Raw genomic sequence first — 14,885 nt, 5'->3', positions numbered from 1 at the left:
CCCTTGCCACTTTGTAGATTGTATAAAATCTACGTGTCAATGGTTTTTCGTGCGGCGATCCACTACGGTGCAGTCGATGTCACCTCCCCTGAAACACCGCACCCTTGCCTCGGCGATCGTCGATCGCCTGCGACAGGAGATCCTCGCCGGCAGCTATCCGGCCGGCTCGCAATTGCGGCAGGACGCGCTGGCGCAGGCCTATGAGGTCAGCCGCATCCCGGTGCGCGAGGCGCTGTTCCAGCTGGAGGCGGAGGGGTTCGTCAGGATCGTCCCGCACAAGGGCGCAATTGTCTCAGGGCTGTCGCTGGACGAGATCAACGACGTCTTCGAGCTGCGAAAGCTCCTGGAGCCGCGGCTGCTGGCGAGCTCGGTGCCGGTGCTGACGGCTGAAGACTTCGCCGCGGTAGCCGGAATGGAGGCCGCTTTCGAGGAGGCGATGACAGCGCGCGACATCAGCCGCTGGGGGCTGCTCAACGCCGATTTCCACATGGCGCTCTATGCCCGCGCGACGCAGCCACGCACGCTCGCGATCGTCGCGGGGCTGTTGCAGACCAGCGATCGCTATACGCGGCTGCAATTGCAGCACAGTTCATCGATCGAGCGGGCGCGGACCGAGCACAACGAGCTGATCCGGCTCAGCCGTGCCGGAGCGATGAAGGAGGCGTGCCGCCTCCTCGTCGACCATATCGAGCTGGTGCGGCGGGACCTTGTCGCGTTCCTAGAAGAGCGAGGGAAGGGGTAGGCGGGCTGCCCGCCAAACGAAACAGGCGCGGGATCCCCTATCCTGGAAGGAGAGGGGTAGGAGGTGTTCGGACTGAAAACGCTGGCTTGGGCCTGACCGCGGTGAGCGCTCGCGGCGATGGTCGAACAGTCTACACCTCACCCTGCCCTCTCCTTACAGGAGAGGATTCCCCGCGCGCTTCAGAACCGTTCCGCCTAACAGATCAGGTCAGCTTCCCCCGCGCCGCTACCGGCAGTTCGCCGATGAGCTTGTCGCCGCGCACGGTCACCAGCCGGTCGACCATGTTGACGACGACACAGACATGGTTCGGGACCACCCGCACGACTTCGCCGACATTGGGCCGCTCATTGCTGCCGGACAGGTCGAGGAAGCCGTGCTCCTCGGCGAATTGCGCGATCCTGGCCAGCGGGTATTCGAGGATGTAGCCGTGGCCGTCGAGCCCGCCCTTGTCGCTGGTCAGCGTCTTCGAGCCGGAATCGAGGATGCCGCGCTCCGGCCCGGCCCGGCTGACCACGGTCGCGTAGACGGTCAGCGCGCAGTCATCGAGGCTCGCCACCCCGGCGGCGATCTGCATGCGGTCGTTGAAGATCGAGGTGCCCGAGCGATGTTCGGTCGAGCCCTTGAGCTTGCCGATATTCGGGATGTTGGGTGAGCCTCCGGTCGAGACGATGCCTGCCTCCAGCCCCGCCTCGCGCAGGCCGGCATTGGCGGTGTCGAGGAAGTCCTGCGTCGCCGGCCACCCCGTCTCGGGCGGATACATCAGGAAGCCGGCGAAGGTCAGGCCCTTGGCGGCGGCGATCTGCTTCGCCAGCTCCACCGCCTCGCCGGGGGTCTCGACGCCGGCGCGCTTGCGGCCGGTATCGCATTCGACCACGACCTCGAGATTGCGCCCGGCGATCTCGGCGGCCTTGGGCAGGCCGGCGATGGTGACGGGATTGTCGGCCGCGACGATCATGCGGACGCGGCGTTGCAAGGCACCAAGACGCCCCAGCTTTTCCTCACCCAGAATGTTGTAGCTGATCAGGATGTCGTCGATGCCGCCATCGGCCATGACCTCGGCCTCGCCGAGCTTCTGGCAGGTGATGCCGCGCGCGCCGGCGGCGACCTGGAGCCGCGCCAGCTCCGGCGACTTGTGCGTCTTGATATGCGGGCGGTTGGCGACGCCGGCGGCATCGCAGGCGGCCTGGAGCCTGGCGATATTGGCCTCGACCTTGTCGAGGTCGATGACGACGGCCGGCGTGCCGTAGACGCGGGCGATCTCCTCAGCGAGCGCGGTGGTCACGGCAGCACCCGCACGATGACTTCGATCTCGACGGTCATGTTGTTGGGCAGCGAGCCCATGCCGACGGCGGAGCGGGCATGGCGGCCGTTCTCGCCGAGCACGGCGACGAACAGGTCCGAGCAGCCATTGATGACCTTGGGATGCTGCGAGAAATCGGGCGCGGCGTTGACCATGCCCAAGAGCTTCACCACCTCGATCTTGTCGAGCGAGCCGGCCGCCTTCTTCATCGCCGCGAGCAGGCCGAGGCCGGTCTGCTTGGCGTGCTCATAGGCGTCCTCGATCGAGACATCGGCGCCGACCTTGCCGGTCGGATAGGTGCCGTCGGCGCGCTTCGGGCCCTGGCCGGAGAGATAGATGAAGTCGCCGACGCGCTTGAAGCTGACATAGGTCGCGACCGGGGTCGGAACGTCGGGCAGGGTCAGGCCCAGCTCCTTGAGCTTGTCATCGGCACTCATTGCGTTCTCCCATCGTCTTTCAGATCGCGGATCATGTAGCGGGCGGCACTGTCATAGCTCGCAAGCTTGCGAGCAAGGGCTTCGTCATGCGCCTCGCGAAAGCCCTGGCGACGCCAGAAGCCGGCCGAGTTGCCCACGGCCACGAGAGCCATCCGGGCGAAACCGGAGGCTTTGGCATGAGCCGCCAGCCGATCGACGCAGGCCGAGGCTGCGCCACCGCCGCGCGCGGCCGGCAGCAAAGCGAGGTCATGGATGTAATAGGCATCGGCATCGCCCGGCAAAGCGCCGAGCAGGCTGTCGAGCGCCGGCACCTGGCCGAGCCGCCAGGGATGGCTCAGCACATAGCCGCCGAGCCCTTCCCCGCCCGCCAGCACGAGGCAGCCAGCCGGATGCAGCGCAAGCCGCTCGGCGAAGACCGCTTCGCCTTCCGGATAGTCCGGGTGCACCTGTCCCGCGACTGCCATCACGGCCGGCAGTTCGGTGGCGGCCATGAGGCGCCAGGAGGGTGAGGATATGCTCATCGGAGCGATCACGCGTCATGCTCGGGCTTGCCCCGAGCATCTCAGGCCGGAAGGGCGCCGATTGGCTCCTTCCCATCATGAGATTCTCGGGTCTGCGCTTCGCTTCGCCCGAGAATGACGCTCGTTTCCTACGCCGCCTCGACCTTCCTGAACTTGTTGCTGCGCTTGGGGTGCCACCAGGCGCCCTTCAGCACCACGCCCTCGGAGACGATCTTGCGATCGCCGATCAGGTGCTCGCCGACGACGTCGACATAATCGAACTTGCCTTCCTTGATCGTCAGCACAGTCGCATCGCCGAGCGAGCCGACCTTGAGCGAGCCGTATTCCGGGCGCTTCAGCGCCATGCCGGCGTTCAGCGTCGAGGCGGCGATGACATTGTTCAGGCTCATGCCCATGCAGAGGAACTTCGACATGGTCGTGACCTGGTCATAGGCCGGGCCGTCGATGCAGAGCTTGTGCACGTCGGAGGAGATCACGTCCGGCTCGAAGCCGTTGGCGAGCATGGCGCGCGTGGTCTTGAACGAGAACGAGCCCTTGCCATGGCCGATATCGAAGATGACGCCGCGCTTGCGGGCGGCGAGCACCTCGGGCTTCACCGTGCCCTGCGCGGTCGAGGGCGCATTCGGGAAGGGACGGAAGGCATGGGTCAGCACGTCGCCGGGCCGCAGCATGCCGATCACTTCCTCATAGGACGGCGGCGGGTGGTCGATATGGCACATCAGCGGCATGCCGACCTCGTTGGCGACCTGCAGCGCGATATTGAGCGGCACCGTGCCGGAGGTGCCCGACGCATGCAGGCCGACGCGAACCTTTATGCCGACGATCAGGTCGCGATTCTTGTCGGCGACCTCGACGCAGTCGATCGGGTTCATCATCCGAAGATCGCCGCTCTCGCCGACCATGACGCGGTGGTCGAAGCCGTAGATGCCGGCATGCGAGACATGGAGATAGGCGAGGATGCGCGCCTGGCTCTTCTCGATCACATGCTTGCGAAAGCCCGGCCAGTTGCCGGGGCCGGCCGAGCCGGTGTCGACCGAGGTGGTGACGCCCGAGGCGCGGCAGAATTCATCGGCGTCGATGCCGAGCGAGGTGCCGCCCCAATAGACATGGGTGTGCAGATCGATCAGGCCGGGCGTGACGATGTAGCCGGAGACGTCGCGGACTTCCTTGGCCCCCTTCAGATCCTTGCCAAAGCCCGAGACCTTCCCGTCGGTGAAGGCGACGTCGAGGACGCCGTCATGCTTCTGCGAGGGGTCGATCACTCGCCCGCCCTTGAGGATGAGATCGTGGGTCATGACTGCTCCTTGGGGAAACCGGGCGGCGGACGCGTCGCGTTCAGGCGAAGCTGGCCGTAGCGCCGTTCTGGATGATAGCGACAGCTTCGGCGAAGTGGTTATGCAGCTCGGGAATATGGAGCTGCGAAACGGCTAGGTCCTGGATCGGATCGTATTCGGCGTCAGGGGCGCTCACGCGATCACCGCGCCCTTGCGCTCGACGATCATGCCGTAGCATTGCGGCTCGCGGTGCTTGGCGAAGTTGAAGGTCGAATTCTTGTAGCTGTTGCCGAGGTCGAGATCGCAGCGGGCGACGACGAGCTCGTCATCCTCGGTCACCGCCTGCGCCACCACCTCGCCGGTCGGGGCGATGATGCAGGAGCCGCCGATCTGGTCGACGCCCGCCTCCAATCCCGCCTTGGCGACGCCGACCACCCAGGTCGCGTTCTGATAGGCCCCAGCCTGCATGACGAGCTGGTTGTGGAAATTGCCGAGCCGGTCATGAGCGGGAGCCGGCGGGTTGTGCTTGGGCGTATTGTAGCCGAGCACGATCATCTCGACGCCCTGCAGCCCCATGACGCGATAGCTCTCGGGCCAGCGCCGGTCGTTGCAGATCATCATGCCGAGCCGCCCGCCCATCGTCTCCCAGACCGGCCAGCCTAGATTGCCGGTCTCGAAATAGCGCTTCTCGAGATTCTGGAAGACCGCGTCCGGCCGATGCTCGGGATGGCCGGGCAGATGGATCTTGCGGTACTTGCCGACGATCCTGCCGGCCTTGTCGACGATGATCGCGGTGTTGAAGCGGCGCTTGCGGCCGTCCTCGAAGGCGAGCTCGGGATAGCCGAGATGGAAGCCGATGCCGAGCCGCTCGGCTTCGGCGAAGAGCGGTGCCGTCTCGTTCGATGGCATGGCGCTCTCGAAATAGGAGTCGATCTCGGCCTCGTCATCGATCCACCAATGCGGGAAGAAGGCGGTCAGCGCCGCCTCGGGATAGACGACGAGGTCGCAGCCATTCGCCTTCGCCTGGCGCATCAGCTCGATCATGCGGGCGACGGCAGAGCTGCGGCTCTCCTCGCGCTGGATCGGTCCGAGCTGGGCTGCGCCGACGGTCAGGATACGAGGCATTGGAAGGCTCCTGCTGTGCTTGCTCGTTGCTCGAGGATTCCGCTGGAGGCGGACGCCGCTATCCCTGTGCGCCATTGCGCAGTTGCCGTTACGGCAATAGCGTCGGGCGTTCCCTCTGGGCTCGGTCCGGAAGCGCCGGCCGCGGCTGCCGGGGCAGCATCGAGCTGCGGATCAGAGTCATGGCCACATTCAATGTCGTCCGCTTCCGCATCAAGCCCGAACGGGAGGCGGAGTTCCTCGACGCCCACCGCCAGGGCAAAGCCAATTGGCCCGGCCTTGCGCGGGGCCACATCATCAAGACCGGCGACCGCGCCTATTGCCTGATCGGCGAATGGGAGGACCTCGCCGCCTTGAAGGGCGCCCGCGACCAGATGATCGCGACGCTGGGCAGCTTCCGCGACACGCTCGAGGACCTCGGCAATGGCCTCGGCGTCACCGACGCGGTGTCCGGGGAAGTCGTCCTGGACCTGCGCGCCTGACGCGCGCTCGACGATGCCACCACCGAGAGCGACGGCATCGCCAGGACAATGAATGGGCCCATAGGCGGGCCAATTCGCTAAGCGGGTCGGGCTTCGACGAGGCCCGACGACAGCGCAGGACATGACGTCGGACCGCCTTCAGATGCTCTTAGCCAGGCGCGGGTCGAGCGAGTCGCGCAATCCGTCGCCGAGCAGATTGACGGCCAGCACGGTGATCGAGAGGAACAGCGCCGGGAAGAAGACGATGTGCGGCCTGACCTGCCAGAGCGCCCTGCCCTCGGCCATGATGTTGCCCCAGGACGGGGTCGCCGGCGGCACGCCCGCGCCGATGAAGGACAGGATCGCCTCGATGATCATGGCGCTGGCGCAGATATAGGTCGCCTGCACCGTCATCGGTGCGATCGTGTTGGGCAGGATGTGCTTGATGATGATGCGCGGCACGCGGGCGCCGTTCGAGATCGCGGCCTCGACATAGGGCTGCTCGCGCAGGGAGAGCACGACCGATCGCACCAGGCGCGCGACACGCGGGATCTCGGCGATGGTGATGGCGAGGATGACGTTGCCGACCGAACCGCGCGTCAGCGCCATGAGGGCGATGGCGAGCAGGATCGGCGGGATCGACATCATGCCGTCGATGATGCGCATGACGATGCCGTCGGCCCAGCGCACGAAGCCGGAGAACAGCCCGATCGCCAGACCCGCGATCGAGGCCAGGATCGCGACCGAGAAGCCGACGATGAGCGAGACCCGCGCGCCGTAGACGACGCGCGAATAGATGTCGCGGCCGAGCATGTCGGTGCCGAACCAGTACAATTCGGACGGCACGCGCGTGCGCCTGGAGGTGGCGATCGCCGTCGGATCGACCGTGAAGAGCAGCGGCGCGAAGACGGCGATGAAGATCATCAGCAGCAGGAGGAAGCCGCCGATCGCGACAGACGGGTGCTTGCGCAGATAGGAGCGCTTGGGCGGCTTGGCCACGCCGGCTTCATCCGCCAGGGGCAGTGGGGCAGCTGGAGCGGTCAATAGCGTATCCTCGGGTCGACGAGGGTGTAGATCAGGTCGACGGCCAGGTTCACCAGCACGTAGACGAACGAGAAGATCAGCACGACGCCCTGGATGACCGGATAATCGCGGCGCAGGATCGCATCGAGCGTTAGCCGGCCGAGGCCGGGAATGGCGAAGACGCTCTCGGTGACGACGGCGCCGCCGATCAGCAGCGCGACGCCGATGCCGATGATGGTCACGACCGGCACCGCCGCGTTCTTCAGCGAATGCAGGAAGAGCACGTCACGGTTGCCGACGCCCTTGGCCTGGGCGGTGCGGACATAGTCCTGCTGCAACACCTCGAGCATGGTGGCGCGGGTGATGCGCGCGATCAGCGCGATATAGACCGTGCCCAACGTGATCGAGGGCAGGATCAGGTTCTTGAACCAGGGCCAGATGCCCTGCGAGATCGGCGTGTAGCCCTGCACGGGTACCCAGTCGAGCTTGAGCGCGAAGACATAGGCGAGCAGGTAACCGATCACGAAGACCGGGACCGAAAAGCCGAAAACCGCGAAGCCGACCACGGCGCGATCGACCCAGGTGCCGGCCTTCCAGGCCGCGACGACGCCGAGCGGCACGGCGATCGAAACCGCCAGGATCAGCGTCAGCACCATCAGCGACAAGGTCGGCTCGATGCGCTGGGCGATCAGCTGCGTCACCGGCAGCGAGGTGAAGATCGAGGTGCCGAGATCGCCCTGCAGCACCCGGAAGAACCATTCGCCGAAGCGGACCAGATAGGGCCGGTCAAGGCCGAGGCTGGCGCGGATGCGCTCGACGTCGGCAGGCGAGGCCTGGTCACCGGCAATCACGGCCGCCGGATCGCCCGGCGCGATGTAGAGAAGCGAGAAGACGAACAGCGCCACGAAAGCCATGACGGGGATCGTTGTGATGATGCGTCGGACGATGAATGAGAGCATCGAAACCCTGAGTTGCCGCTGCTGGTGCCGGGCCAATCGGGATCTGAAGTCCCGACAGGCCCGGCGGGCGTTGTTTGAGCCGAGCCGCCGCCAAAGGCCGGGGCTCGGGCCTGCTCGCGCTCAGGCCTTCGACACGCCCCAGAACACCGGGAACGGTCCGCTGGTCACGCCCTGCACATTCTTCCGCCAGGCCTGATAACCGAGATAGAAGCCGGTCGGTGCGTAGACGACGTTCTGGACGGCTGCCTTGTTGAGGCGGCCCATCACCGCCTTCTCCTCGGCGAGGTCCTTGGCGTTGAACCAGTTGGTGACCTCCTTCTCGACGTCAGGCACGTCAGGCCAGCCGAACCAGGCCTTGTCGCCATTGGCGCGGATCGCCGTGTAGGAGGCCGGATTCACGCAGTCGGCGCCGGCGTGCCAAGTATGGAACATGCTCCAGCCGCCCTGGCTCGGAGGCGTCTTCTGGGCGCGCCGAGCACCGACCGTGCCCCAGTCGGTGGCGACGAACTCGACCTTCATGCCGATGCTCTTGAGCAGTTCGGCGGTGACATCGCCCATCGACTTGGTGGCAGCCATGTCCTGCGCCACCACGCAGATCACCGGCTCGTCCTTGTAGCCCGACTCCGCCAGCAGCTTCTTGGCTGCGGCGACGTTCTTCATCTTGAGCATCTCGCCGCCCTCTTCGGTATACAGCGGGGTGCCAGGGGTGAAGAAGCTCGCCATCGGCTTCCAGAGCTTGTCGTCGTCGCCGACGATCGCACGCATGTAGTCTTCCTGGTTCAGCGCCGTCAGCACCGCCTGGCGCACCTTCAGATTGTTGAAGGGCGGATGCAGATGGTTCATCCGGAAGGCGCCGATATTGCCGAGCGGGTCGCCGATATCGACGTTGACGTCCTTGTGGCCCTTGAGCACCGGCACGAGGTCGGAGAGAGCGGTCTCCCACCAGTCGACCTCGCCGCTCTGCAACGCCGCGGCCGCGGTGGCAGCATCGGGGATGATCACCCATTCGACGCGGTCGAGCAGCATCTTCTTGCCGCCAGAGAGCCAGGAGGGGGCTTCCTCGCGCGGCGCATAGTCGGCGAACTTCTCGAAGACCGCTTTGGCGCCCGGCACCCATTCGCTGCGCAGGAACTTCATCGGCCCCGAGCCGACATATTCGGTGATCTGCGTGAACGGATCGGTCTTGGCGATGCGCTCAGGCATGATGAAGGTGCAGGGCGAATTGTTCTTGGCGAGCGCGAACAGCATCTTCGGATAGGGCTGCTTGAGCACCCATTTGAAGGTCCGGTCGTCGACCGCGGTGATCTCGTTCTGGATGGCCCGGATCATCAGGCCCATCGGATCGCGGGCCGACCAGCGGATCAGGCTCGCCACCACGTCCTTGGCGAGCACCGGCGTTCCGTCATGGAATTTGAGGCCGGAACGGAGCTTGAAGGTCCAGGTCAGGCCGTCGGCCGAGACCTCCTCGCCTTCGGTCATCTGGCGCTTGGGCTGGAACTTGTCATCGATGCCGTAAAGCGTGTCCCACACGAGCAGCGCGGCATTGCGGACGACGTATTGCGTTCCCCAGATCGGATCGAAATTGGCGAGGTTGGCCTGCGGCACGAAGCGCAGCGTCTTGGCCGCCGCGCCTTGCGAGAGCGCCGGCATGGCGAGGCCGCCGGTCGCTGCCAGGACACCGGTCCCGGCGGCGGTCTTCAGAAAATTCCTGCGATCCATCGCAATGCTCTCCCCTGGAACGGCGGCCTCTGATCGGGCGACCTTGCCTAGAGTGTGGGCAGAAAAATCTGCACCTGACAACACGCTTGACGGGTCGCTACGACAAGAATTGGCCCTGCACGGTTCGTGCCAGACGGAACCGGTTTGCGGCTCACGACATCGTTTGCAAGCAAACGACACGCAAAGCCGGGGGGCAGGCGCATAAAATTGCGCCGATCCGCTTAAATCGATTTGATCGGCGCATCGACGCGCGCGAACGGACGCGCGGATTCAAACGATGCAGCCGCCTGCATGACGAGCGCATCATTCCCGAATGCCCCCACGATCTGCAGACTCGCCGGCAATCCGGCCGAGGTCAGCCCACAGGGCACGGCGGCGGCCGGCTGCTGGGTGATGTTGAAGGGGTAGGTCAGCGGCGTCCAGCGCGTCCAGTCCTCGCCATAGCCGCCATGCTCGGGCGTGTTCCTGCCGACCGCGAAAGCCGGCAGCGGCAGCGTCGGCGTCAGCAGGAGATCGAACCGCTCGTGGAACTGCGCCATCTGATAGGCAAGCGCATTGCGCTGATAGAGCAGGGCATCGACGTATGCGGCGCTCTCGATCCGCTCGCCCATCTCGGCGACAGCTACGAGGCCGGGATCCATCTGCGCGCGCCCCGCCGCATCGGTGCTGCGCAGGGCCAAGGCCGCGCCCGCCGACCAGAGCGTCATCAGCGTCGCGATCGGGTCGTCGATGCCGGGATCGACCTCCTCGACGGTCGCGCCCAGTTCGCGGAAGGTCAGCGCCGCCGCATGCGTCAGAGCCGCGATCTCGGGATCGACAAGCGCGTCACCACCGAGCCGCGGCGACCAGGCGATGCGCAGGCCGCGCACGCCGCGATCGAGCCCGGCCGTGAAATCGGGCGGGGGATGTTTGAAAGCGGTCATGTCGCGCGCATCGGGCTGGCCGATCGCGTTCATCGCAAGGGCGGAATCGCGCACGGTGCGGGTCAGCGGGCCGAGATGGGCAAGGAAACCCATCACCGAGGCGGGCCAGGCCGGGACGCGGCCATAGGTTGGCTTCAGCCCGAAAACGCCGCAGAAAGCGGCGGGAATGCGCACCGATCCCGCACCGTCGGTGCCGAGATGGATGCAGCCGAGATTGAGAGCGGCGGCGACGGCCGCTCCCGAGGAGGAGCCGCCCGGCCCGGTCGAGACGTCCCAGGGATTGCGGGTGATGCCGGAGAGCGGCGAATCGCCGACGCCCTTCCAGCCATATTCCGGCATGGTCGTCTTGCCGAGGAAGACGCAGCCAGCCTCGCGCAGCCGCGCCGTCGCCGGGGCGTCCTGCTGGAACGGCGCATCGGAGGCGAGCGCCGAGCCGCGCCGCATCGGCCAGCCGGCAACGCCGAGATTGTCCTTGATCGTCACCGGCACGCCGTCGAGCGGGCCGAACGCCTCACCCTTTAGCCAGCGCGCCTCGGCGGCCTGCGCCATGGCGAGCGTCACCGGCTCGTCGCGGACGACGAAGGCGTTCACCTCCGGTTCGAAGCGCTCGATGCGGGCGAGCGCGTCCCTGGCGACCTCGACCGGCGAGAGTTCGCGCGCGGCGTAGAGATCGCCGAGTTCGGCGGCAGAGAGGGAGGCGATGGTGGTCATTGATCGAACCCCGTCAGGCGTTGGCGGCGCGCCAGGCGGCGCTGAGCAGGACATTGGCGCCGGCGACCATGTCGTCGTCGGCGCTGAGCTCGGCCGGATTGTGCGAGAGCCCGCCGATCGACGGGATGAAGACCATCGCCGTTGGGCAAAGGCGCGACATCATCTGCGCGTCATGACCGGCGCCGGAAATCATCCGGCGGATCGGCAGGCCGAATTCGGCGGCGCTCGCCTCGACGCTGGCAATCAGTTCTTCCGCGAAAGGCGTCGCCGGGAAACGGGCAAGATCGCGGAAGCTGATGGCGATGTCGTCGCGCGCCGAGAGTTCGGCGCAAAACTTGCGCACCGCTGCCTCGGCCTCTGCCAGCGGCGCATCGAGCGGATTGCGCAAATCGAGCGTAATGACCACGGTCTCGGGCACGACGTTGACGTTGCCGGGCCAGGTGCGGATCACGCCGGAATTGGCGAGCTGGCCCGGGATCGTCTTGGTCAGTTCGTTGGCGAAGATGTTGATGCGGGCGGCGGCGAGGCCGGGATCCTTGCGGTAGCGCATCGGCGTGGTGCCGGCATGGCTCGGCCGGCCGGTCAACGTCAGTTCGAGCCAGCAGATCGCCTGGATGCCGGTGACGGCGCCGAGCCCGCCGCCATCGCTCTCGAGCACCGGCCCCTGCTCGATATGCAGTTCGAGATAGGCATGCGCCGGCAGGAAGCCGGGCTGCTCCGGTCCGCGATAGCCGATGCGCGTCAACTCGCTGCCGAGCACGGCACCGTCCGAGTCCAGTTCGGCATGGGCGGCCTCGACGCTCATCCCACCGGCCCAGACATAGGAGCCGAGCATGTCGGGATGGAAGCGAGCGCCTTCCTCATTGGTGAAGGCGATCACCGCCATGTCGCGTTTGGGCGTCACGCCGGCATCGCGCAACGCCGCCAGCACCTCGACGCCGCCGATCACGCCGAGCGCGCCGTCGAAGCGCCCGCCAGTGCCGACCGTGTCGATATGCGAGCCCATGATCACTGCCGGCCCGTCCTCCTGACCCTTGAGGATGCCGACGATGTTGCCGATCGCGTCGACGCGGACATCGAGGCCGAGCGCCCTCAATTCACCGACAAGCCAGTCGCGCCCCGCCTTGTCCTCGTCGGTCAACGCAAGGCGCCGGCAGCCGCCTTCCGGCGTCGCCCCGATCCTCGACAGGGCCGCCAGCCGCGAGAGCAGGCGCTCCCCATCGATCCGCAGATTGGTGCTCATCGCGTCGGCTCTCCATAGGCGCTCTGGTCTGGGGCCCAGCAGGCCGGAACGGGGGCCCGCGCGCAAGAGGCAGATTGGGCGACACGACGCGGGCCGGCAGCGCGCCACGCGCAGGGCGCGGTCCAGCCCGGCGCGGCGAGACCTTTGAAGGCGCAATCTGCCCAGATAAAAGGCAGTCATCATGTCGCAGATCGCCCTGCCCTATCGCTCGGGGAGTCCCTGGCTCACCGAGGTCAAAGCCATGCTGGCGCTGAGCTGGCCGATGGTGCTGACCAATGTCGCCCAAACTGCGATGACGGCGACCGACGTGATCATGATGGGCCATCTGGGCCCCGATTCGCTCGCTGCCGGCGCGCTCGCCTCGAATCTGTACATGGCCTTCCTGATCTTCGGCATCGGCGTTATGGCGGCTGTCGCGCCGATGGTCGCGATCGAGCTCGGGCGGAACCGGCATTCGGTGCGCGACGTGCGCCGTACCGTGCGCCAGGGCTTCTGGGTGGCGGCGACCATGGCCGGGCCGATGTGGCTCTGCCTCTGGCAAGCCGAGGCGAGCCTGACGGCGATGGGTCAGAATCCGGCGCTGGCGAAAGCGGCCGCTTCCTATCTGCACACGCTGCAGTGGGGGCTGCTGCCTTTCTACTTCTATCTTGCGTTGCGCGGCTTCCTCGCAGCGCTGCAGCGGCCGTTCTGGGTCTTCGTGACCGTGCTCTTTGCGGTCGTCTTCAATGCCTTCGCCAACTGGGTGCTGATGTTCGGCCGACTCGGTTTCCCGGCGCTCGGCCTGCCCGGCTCGGGGGTGGCAACGGCGCTGGCCTCGACCCTGATGTTCGCCGGCCTCGCGCTGGTGGTCTCGCTCGACCGGCGCTTCCGGCGCTACCATCTGTTTGGCCGCTTCTGGCGGCCGGACTGGAGCCGCTATCGCGCCTTCTGGCGGCTGGGCCTGCCGATCGGCACCACCGTCGGCTTCGAAGTCTGGATCTTCAACGGCGCCGCCTTCCTGATGGGCCTGCTCGGCCCGACCTCGCTCGCCGCGCATGCGATCGCGATCCAGATCGCCTCGCTCTGCTTCATGGTCCCGATGGGCATCGGCCAGGCCGGAACGGTTCGGGTCGGACATGCCTTCGGCGCCGGCGACAGTGAAGGCATCGCCCGGGCCGGCGCGACGGCGCTCGTACTCGCGACCGCCTTCATGTGCCTCACCGCTCTCCTGATGCTGCTGATCCCGCACTGGCTCGTCGTTCCATTCCTCGACGCCGGCAAGTCGGGCGCGGCCGAGGTGGCGCAGCTCGCCATGGTGTTCCTGTTCTATGCGGCAATCTTCCAGATCGTCGACGGCGTGCAAGTGGTCGGTGTCTCGATCCTGCGCGGCCTGCGCGACACGCGCGTGCCGATGCTGTTCGCCGGCCTCGGTTATTGGGGCATCGGCCTGCCGCTCTCGGCCGCGCTCGGCTTCCTGACGCCGCTCGCGGGCGTCGGCATCTGGATCGGACTGGCGACCGGCCTTGCTATTGTCGCCGCCTTGATGCTGGCCCGCTGGTTCGCCCGTGAGCGGCTCGGCCTGACGAAGTCGGCCGGCCTATCGACCTCGTAGCGACGCTGCGACGCTAGCGCAGCGATCCGTTAACTCCAGGTTGCATTTTGGTGCATCTTGGCGGACACTTCCTGCGACGATCCCTCATGCTGCAATGCTGAAGGGAGAAGGTCGTGACGCCGCAGGATATCGCGCTGGTCCGGTCGAGCTTTGCGCAGCTGCATCGGCGCAAGATCGAGACGGCGTGCCTGTTCTATGAGCGGCTGTTCACCACGACGCCCGGCGCACGTGCCCTCTTCAAGACCGATATCGAGACCCAGGCGGCCAAGCTGATGGAGACGCTGATGGTCGCGCTCGCGACGCTGAACGATCCCAGCGGTCTCAGGGTCCTGCTCAACCGTCTCGGCGAGCGTCATCAAGGCTACGGCGTTCAGCCCGAGCATTATGACGCCGTCGGCAGCGCGCTGCTTTGGACCCTCGAGACCTCGCTGGGGTCCGAGTTCACACCTCAGACCCGAGCGGCCTGGACCGAGCTCTACGATCTGATGGCCAAGACCATGCTCTCGGCCGCCACCCCGGGCCTGCGCTCGGCTTAAGTCCGCTCAGAACTCCTCCCAGCCTGTATCGATGGCGCGGCCATTGGCTGCCTTGCGCGGCTGAGGTGCGGCGGCTTTGCTCTGGGCGAAGGCGGCCTCGGCGAGCTGGCGCAGCCGCTCCGGCTCCGGCGCCTGGCCGCTGCCGCGGTCGGCCGGGCCGGCCGCGTGCGGCGTGGCACCGGCGGAGCGTACCGGCGCGCGCGTCGCGGGGGCGGCAGTCCTGGCGGCAGGGCGCGCCCCGGCTCCGGAAGACACCGCTCCAGCGGCCATCGCAACGCCGGCCCCGCTGCCCGTCCGGAAGCTCGCCACCAGCGTGTTGAGCT

The 14,885-nt window shown here is 66.7% G+C and carries 15 protein-coding genes and 1 pseudogene; 4 read left to right on the top strand and 12 right to left on the bottom strand.

Annotated elements, in window-relative coordinates; genetic code table 11:
• The first annotated feature begins 76 nt into the window (after positions 1 to 76).
• Positions 77 to 742: a GntR family transcriptional regulator gene (locus ACFPOB_RS08215; RefSeq protein ID WP_100959380.1), complete on the top strand. Its 666-nt coding sequence runs from the start codon at positions 77 to 79 to the stop codon at positions 740 to 742.
• 202 nt (positions 743 to 944) lie between these two features.
• Here the strand turns inward: ACFPOB_RS08215 and ACFPOB_RS08210 are convergent, their stop codons facing one another.
• The 6 genes from ACFPOB_RS08210 to ACFPOB_RS08185 form a co-directional block, all read right to left on the bottom strand.
• On the bottom strand, positions 945 to 2,024 hold the full coding sequence (locus tag ACFPOB_RS08210) for an alanine racemase (RefSeq protein ID WP_377797380.1): 1,080 nt from the start codon (positions 2,022 to 2,024) through the stop codon (positions 945 to 947).
• Positions 2,021 to 2,479, bottom strand: coding sequence for a RidA family protein (locus ACFPOB_RS08205; RefSeq protein WP_377797379.1), 459 nt, complete (start codon positions 2,477 to 2,479; stop codon positions 2,021 to 2,023). The genes ACFPOB_RS08210 and ACFPOB_RS08205 overlap by 4 nt, the downstream gene beginning before the upstream one ends.
• Positions 2,476 to 3,000 carry a GNAT family N-acetyltransferase gene (locus ACFPOB_RS08200; protein WP_377797378.1) on the bottom strand — a complete coding sequence of 175 codons (525 nt, stop codon included), beginning with the start codon at positions 2,998 to 3,000 and terminating at the stop codon, positions 2,476 to 2,478. Before ACFPOB_RS08200 ends, ACFPOB_RS08205 begins: the two co-directional genes overlap by 4 nt.
• 128 nt (positions 3,001 to 3,128) lie before the next feature.
• On the bottom strand, positions 3,129 to 4,295 hold the full coding sequence (locus ACFPOB_RS08195) for an amidohydrolase/deacetylase family metallohydrolase (protein ID WP_377797377.1): 1,167 nt from the start codon (positions 4,293 to 4,295) through the stop codon (positions 3,129 to 3,131).
• A 40-nt stretch (positions 4,296 to 4,335) separates the two neighbouring features.
• Entirely contained in the window at positions 4,336 to 4,470 is a 135-nt protein-coding gene (locus ACFPOB_RS08190) for a hypothetical protein (RefSeq protein ID WP_377797376.1), read from the bottom strand.
• Complete coding sequence (locus ACFPOB_RS08185) at positions 4,467 to 5,399, bottom strand: N-carbamoyl-D-amino-acid hydrolase (RefSeq protein WP_377797374.1); 933 nt, start codon at positions 5,397 to 5,399, stop codon at positions 4,467 to 4,469. The genes ACFPOB_RS08190 and ACFPOB_RS08185 overlap by 4 nt, the downstream gene beginning before the upstream one ends.
• A 179-nt stretch (positions 5,400 to 5,578) precedes the next feature.
• On the opposite strand from ACFPOB_RS08185, the gene ACFPOB_RS08180 reads away from it, so the two are divergent.
• Positions 5,579 to 5,878 (top strand): antibiotic biosynthesis monooxygenase, encoded by a 300-nt coding sequence (locus ACFPOB_RS08180; protein ID WP_377797372.1) that lies wholly within the window; start codon positions 5,579 to 5,581, stop codon positions 5,876 to 5,878.
• Between the two features lie 138 nt (positions 5,879 to 6,016).
• On the opposite strand, the gene ACFPOB_RS08175 is transcribed toward ACFPOB_RS08180, so the two are convergent.
• The 5 genes from ACFPOB_RS08175 to ACFPOB_RS08155 all read right to left on the bottom strand — a co-directional run bounded on the left by ACFPOB_RS08175 (position 6,017) and on the right by ACFPOB_RS08155 (position 12,435).
• The gene (locus ACFPOB_RS08175) at positions 6,017 to 6,856 is read right to left on the bottom strand and encodes an ABC transporter permease (protein ID WP_377797370.1); all 840 of its coding nucleotides are present in this window, start codon (positions 6,854 to 6,856) and stop codon (positions 6,017 to 6,019) included.
• Positions 6,857 to 6,897: 41 nt separating this feature from the next.
• A complete protein-coding gene (locus ACFPOB_RS08170) occupies positions 6,898 to 7,839 on the bottom strand; it encodes an ABC transporter permease (protein WP_377797368.1) in 942 nt (313 codons plus the stop codon).
• A gap of 120 nt (positions 7,840 to 7,959) precedes the next feature.
• Positions 7,960 to 9,558 carry an ABC transporter substrate-binding protein gene (locus ACFPOB_RS08165; RefSeq protein ID WP_377797366.1) on the bottom strand — a complete coding sequence of 533 codons (1,599 nt, stop codon included), beginning with the start codon at positions 9,556 to 9,558 and terminating at the stop codon, positions 7,960 to 7,962.
• 221 nt (positions 9,559 to 9,779) lie between these two features.
• The gene (locus ACFPOB_RS08160; protein ID WP_377797365.1) at positions 9,780 to 11,192 is read right to left on the bottom strand and encodes an amidase; all 1,413 of its coding nucleotides are present in this window, start codon (positions 11,190 to 11,192) and stop codon (positions 9,780 to 9,782) included.
• A gap of 13 nt (positions 11,193 to 11,205) precedes the next feature.
• Entirely contained in the window at positions 11,206 to 12,435 is a 1,230-nt protein-coding gene (locus tag ACFPOB_RS08155; RefSeq protein ID WP_377797363.1) for a M20 family metallo-hydrolase, read from the bottom strand.
• A gap of 181 nt (positions 12,436 to 12,616) precedes the next feature.
• On the opposite strand from ACFPOB_RS08155, the gene ACFPOB_RS08150 reads away from it, so the two are divergent.
• Positions 12,617 to 14,026 (top strand): MATE family efflux transporter, encoded by a 1,410-nt coding sequence (locus ACFPOB_RS08150; RefSeq protein WP_377797361.1) that lies wholly within the window; start codon positions 12,617 to 12,619, stop codon positions 14,024 to 14,026.
• Positions 14,027 to 14,139: 113 nt separating this feature from the next.
• Entirely contained in the window at positions 14,140 to 14,562 is a 423-nt protein-coding gene (locus ACFPOB_RS08145; protein WP_377797359.1) for a globin domain-containing protein, read from the top strand.
• Positions 14,563 to 14,568: 6 nt separating this feature from the next.
• On the opposite strand, the pseudogene ACFPOB_RS08140 reads toward ACFPOB_RS08145, so the two are convergent.
• A pseudogene (locus ACFPOB_RS08140) lies at positions 14,569 to 14,885 on the bottom strand (hypothetical protein); the annotation flags it as partial.

The organism is Allobosea eneae (assembly GCF_042657265.1).
In the GTDB taxonomy this organism is placed as follows: Bacteria; Pseudomonadota; Alphaproteobacteria; order Rhizobiales; family Beijerinckiaceae; genus Allobosea; species Allobosea eneae.
This window is presented reverse-complemented; position numbering and strand designations above follow the sequence as displayed.

Bases quoted from the DNA above. Each gene is read 5' to 3' on its own strand.
- ACFPOB_RS08215 (WP_100959380.1), top strand. From the start codon at position 77: ATGTCACCTCCCCTGAAACACCGCACCCTTGCCTCGGCGATCGTCGAT.
- ACFPOB_RS08205 (WP_377797379.1), bottom strand. From the start codon at position 2,479: ATGAGTGCCGATGACAAGCTCAAGGAGCTGGGCCTGACCCTGCCCGAC.
- ACFPOB_RS08200 (WP_377797378.1), bottom strand. From the start codon at position 3,000: ATGAGCATATCCTCACCCTCCTGGCGCCTCATGGCCGCCACCGAACTG.
- ACFPOB_RS08195 (WP_377797377.1), bottom strand. From the start codon at position 4,295: ATGACCCACGATCTCATCCTCAAGGGCGGGCGAGTGATCGACCCCTCG.
- ACFPOB_RS08185 (WP_377797374.1), bottom strand. From the start codon at position 5,399: ATGCCTCGTATCCTGACCGTCGGCGCAGCCCAGCTCGGACCGATCCAG.
- ACFPOB_RS08180 (WP_377797372.1), top strand. From the start codon at position 5,579: ATGGCCACATTCAATGTCGTCCGCTTCCGCATCAAGCCCGAACGGGAG.
- ACFPOB_RS08170 (WP_377797368.1), bottom strand. From the start codon at position 7,839: ATGCTCTCATTCATCGTCCGACGCATCATCACAACGATCCCCGTCATG.
- ACFPOB_RS08165 (WP_377797366.1), bottom strand. From the start codon at position 9,558: ATGGATCGCAGGAATTTTCTGAAGACCGCCGCCGGGACCGGTGTCCTG.
- ACFPOB_RS08160 (WP_377797365.1), bottom strand. From the start codon at position 11,192: ATGACCACCATCGCCTCCCTCTCTGCCGCCGAACTCGGCGATCTCTAC.
- ACFPOB_RS08155 (WP_377797363.1), bottom strand. From the start codon at position 12,435: ATGAGCACCAATCTGCGGATCGATGGGGAGCGCCTGCTCTCGCGGCTG.
- ACFPOB_RS08150 (WP_377797361.1), top strand. From the start codon at position 12,617: ATGTCGCAGATCGCCCTGCCCTATCGCTCGGGGAGTCCCTGGCTCACC.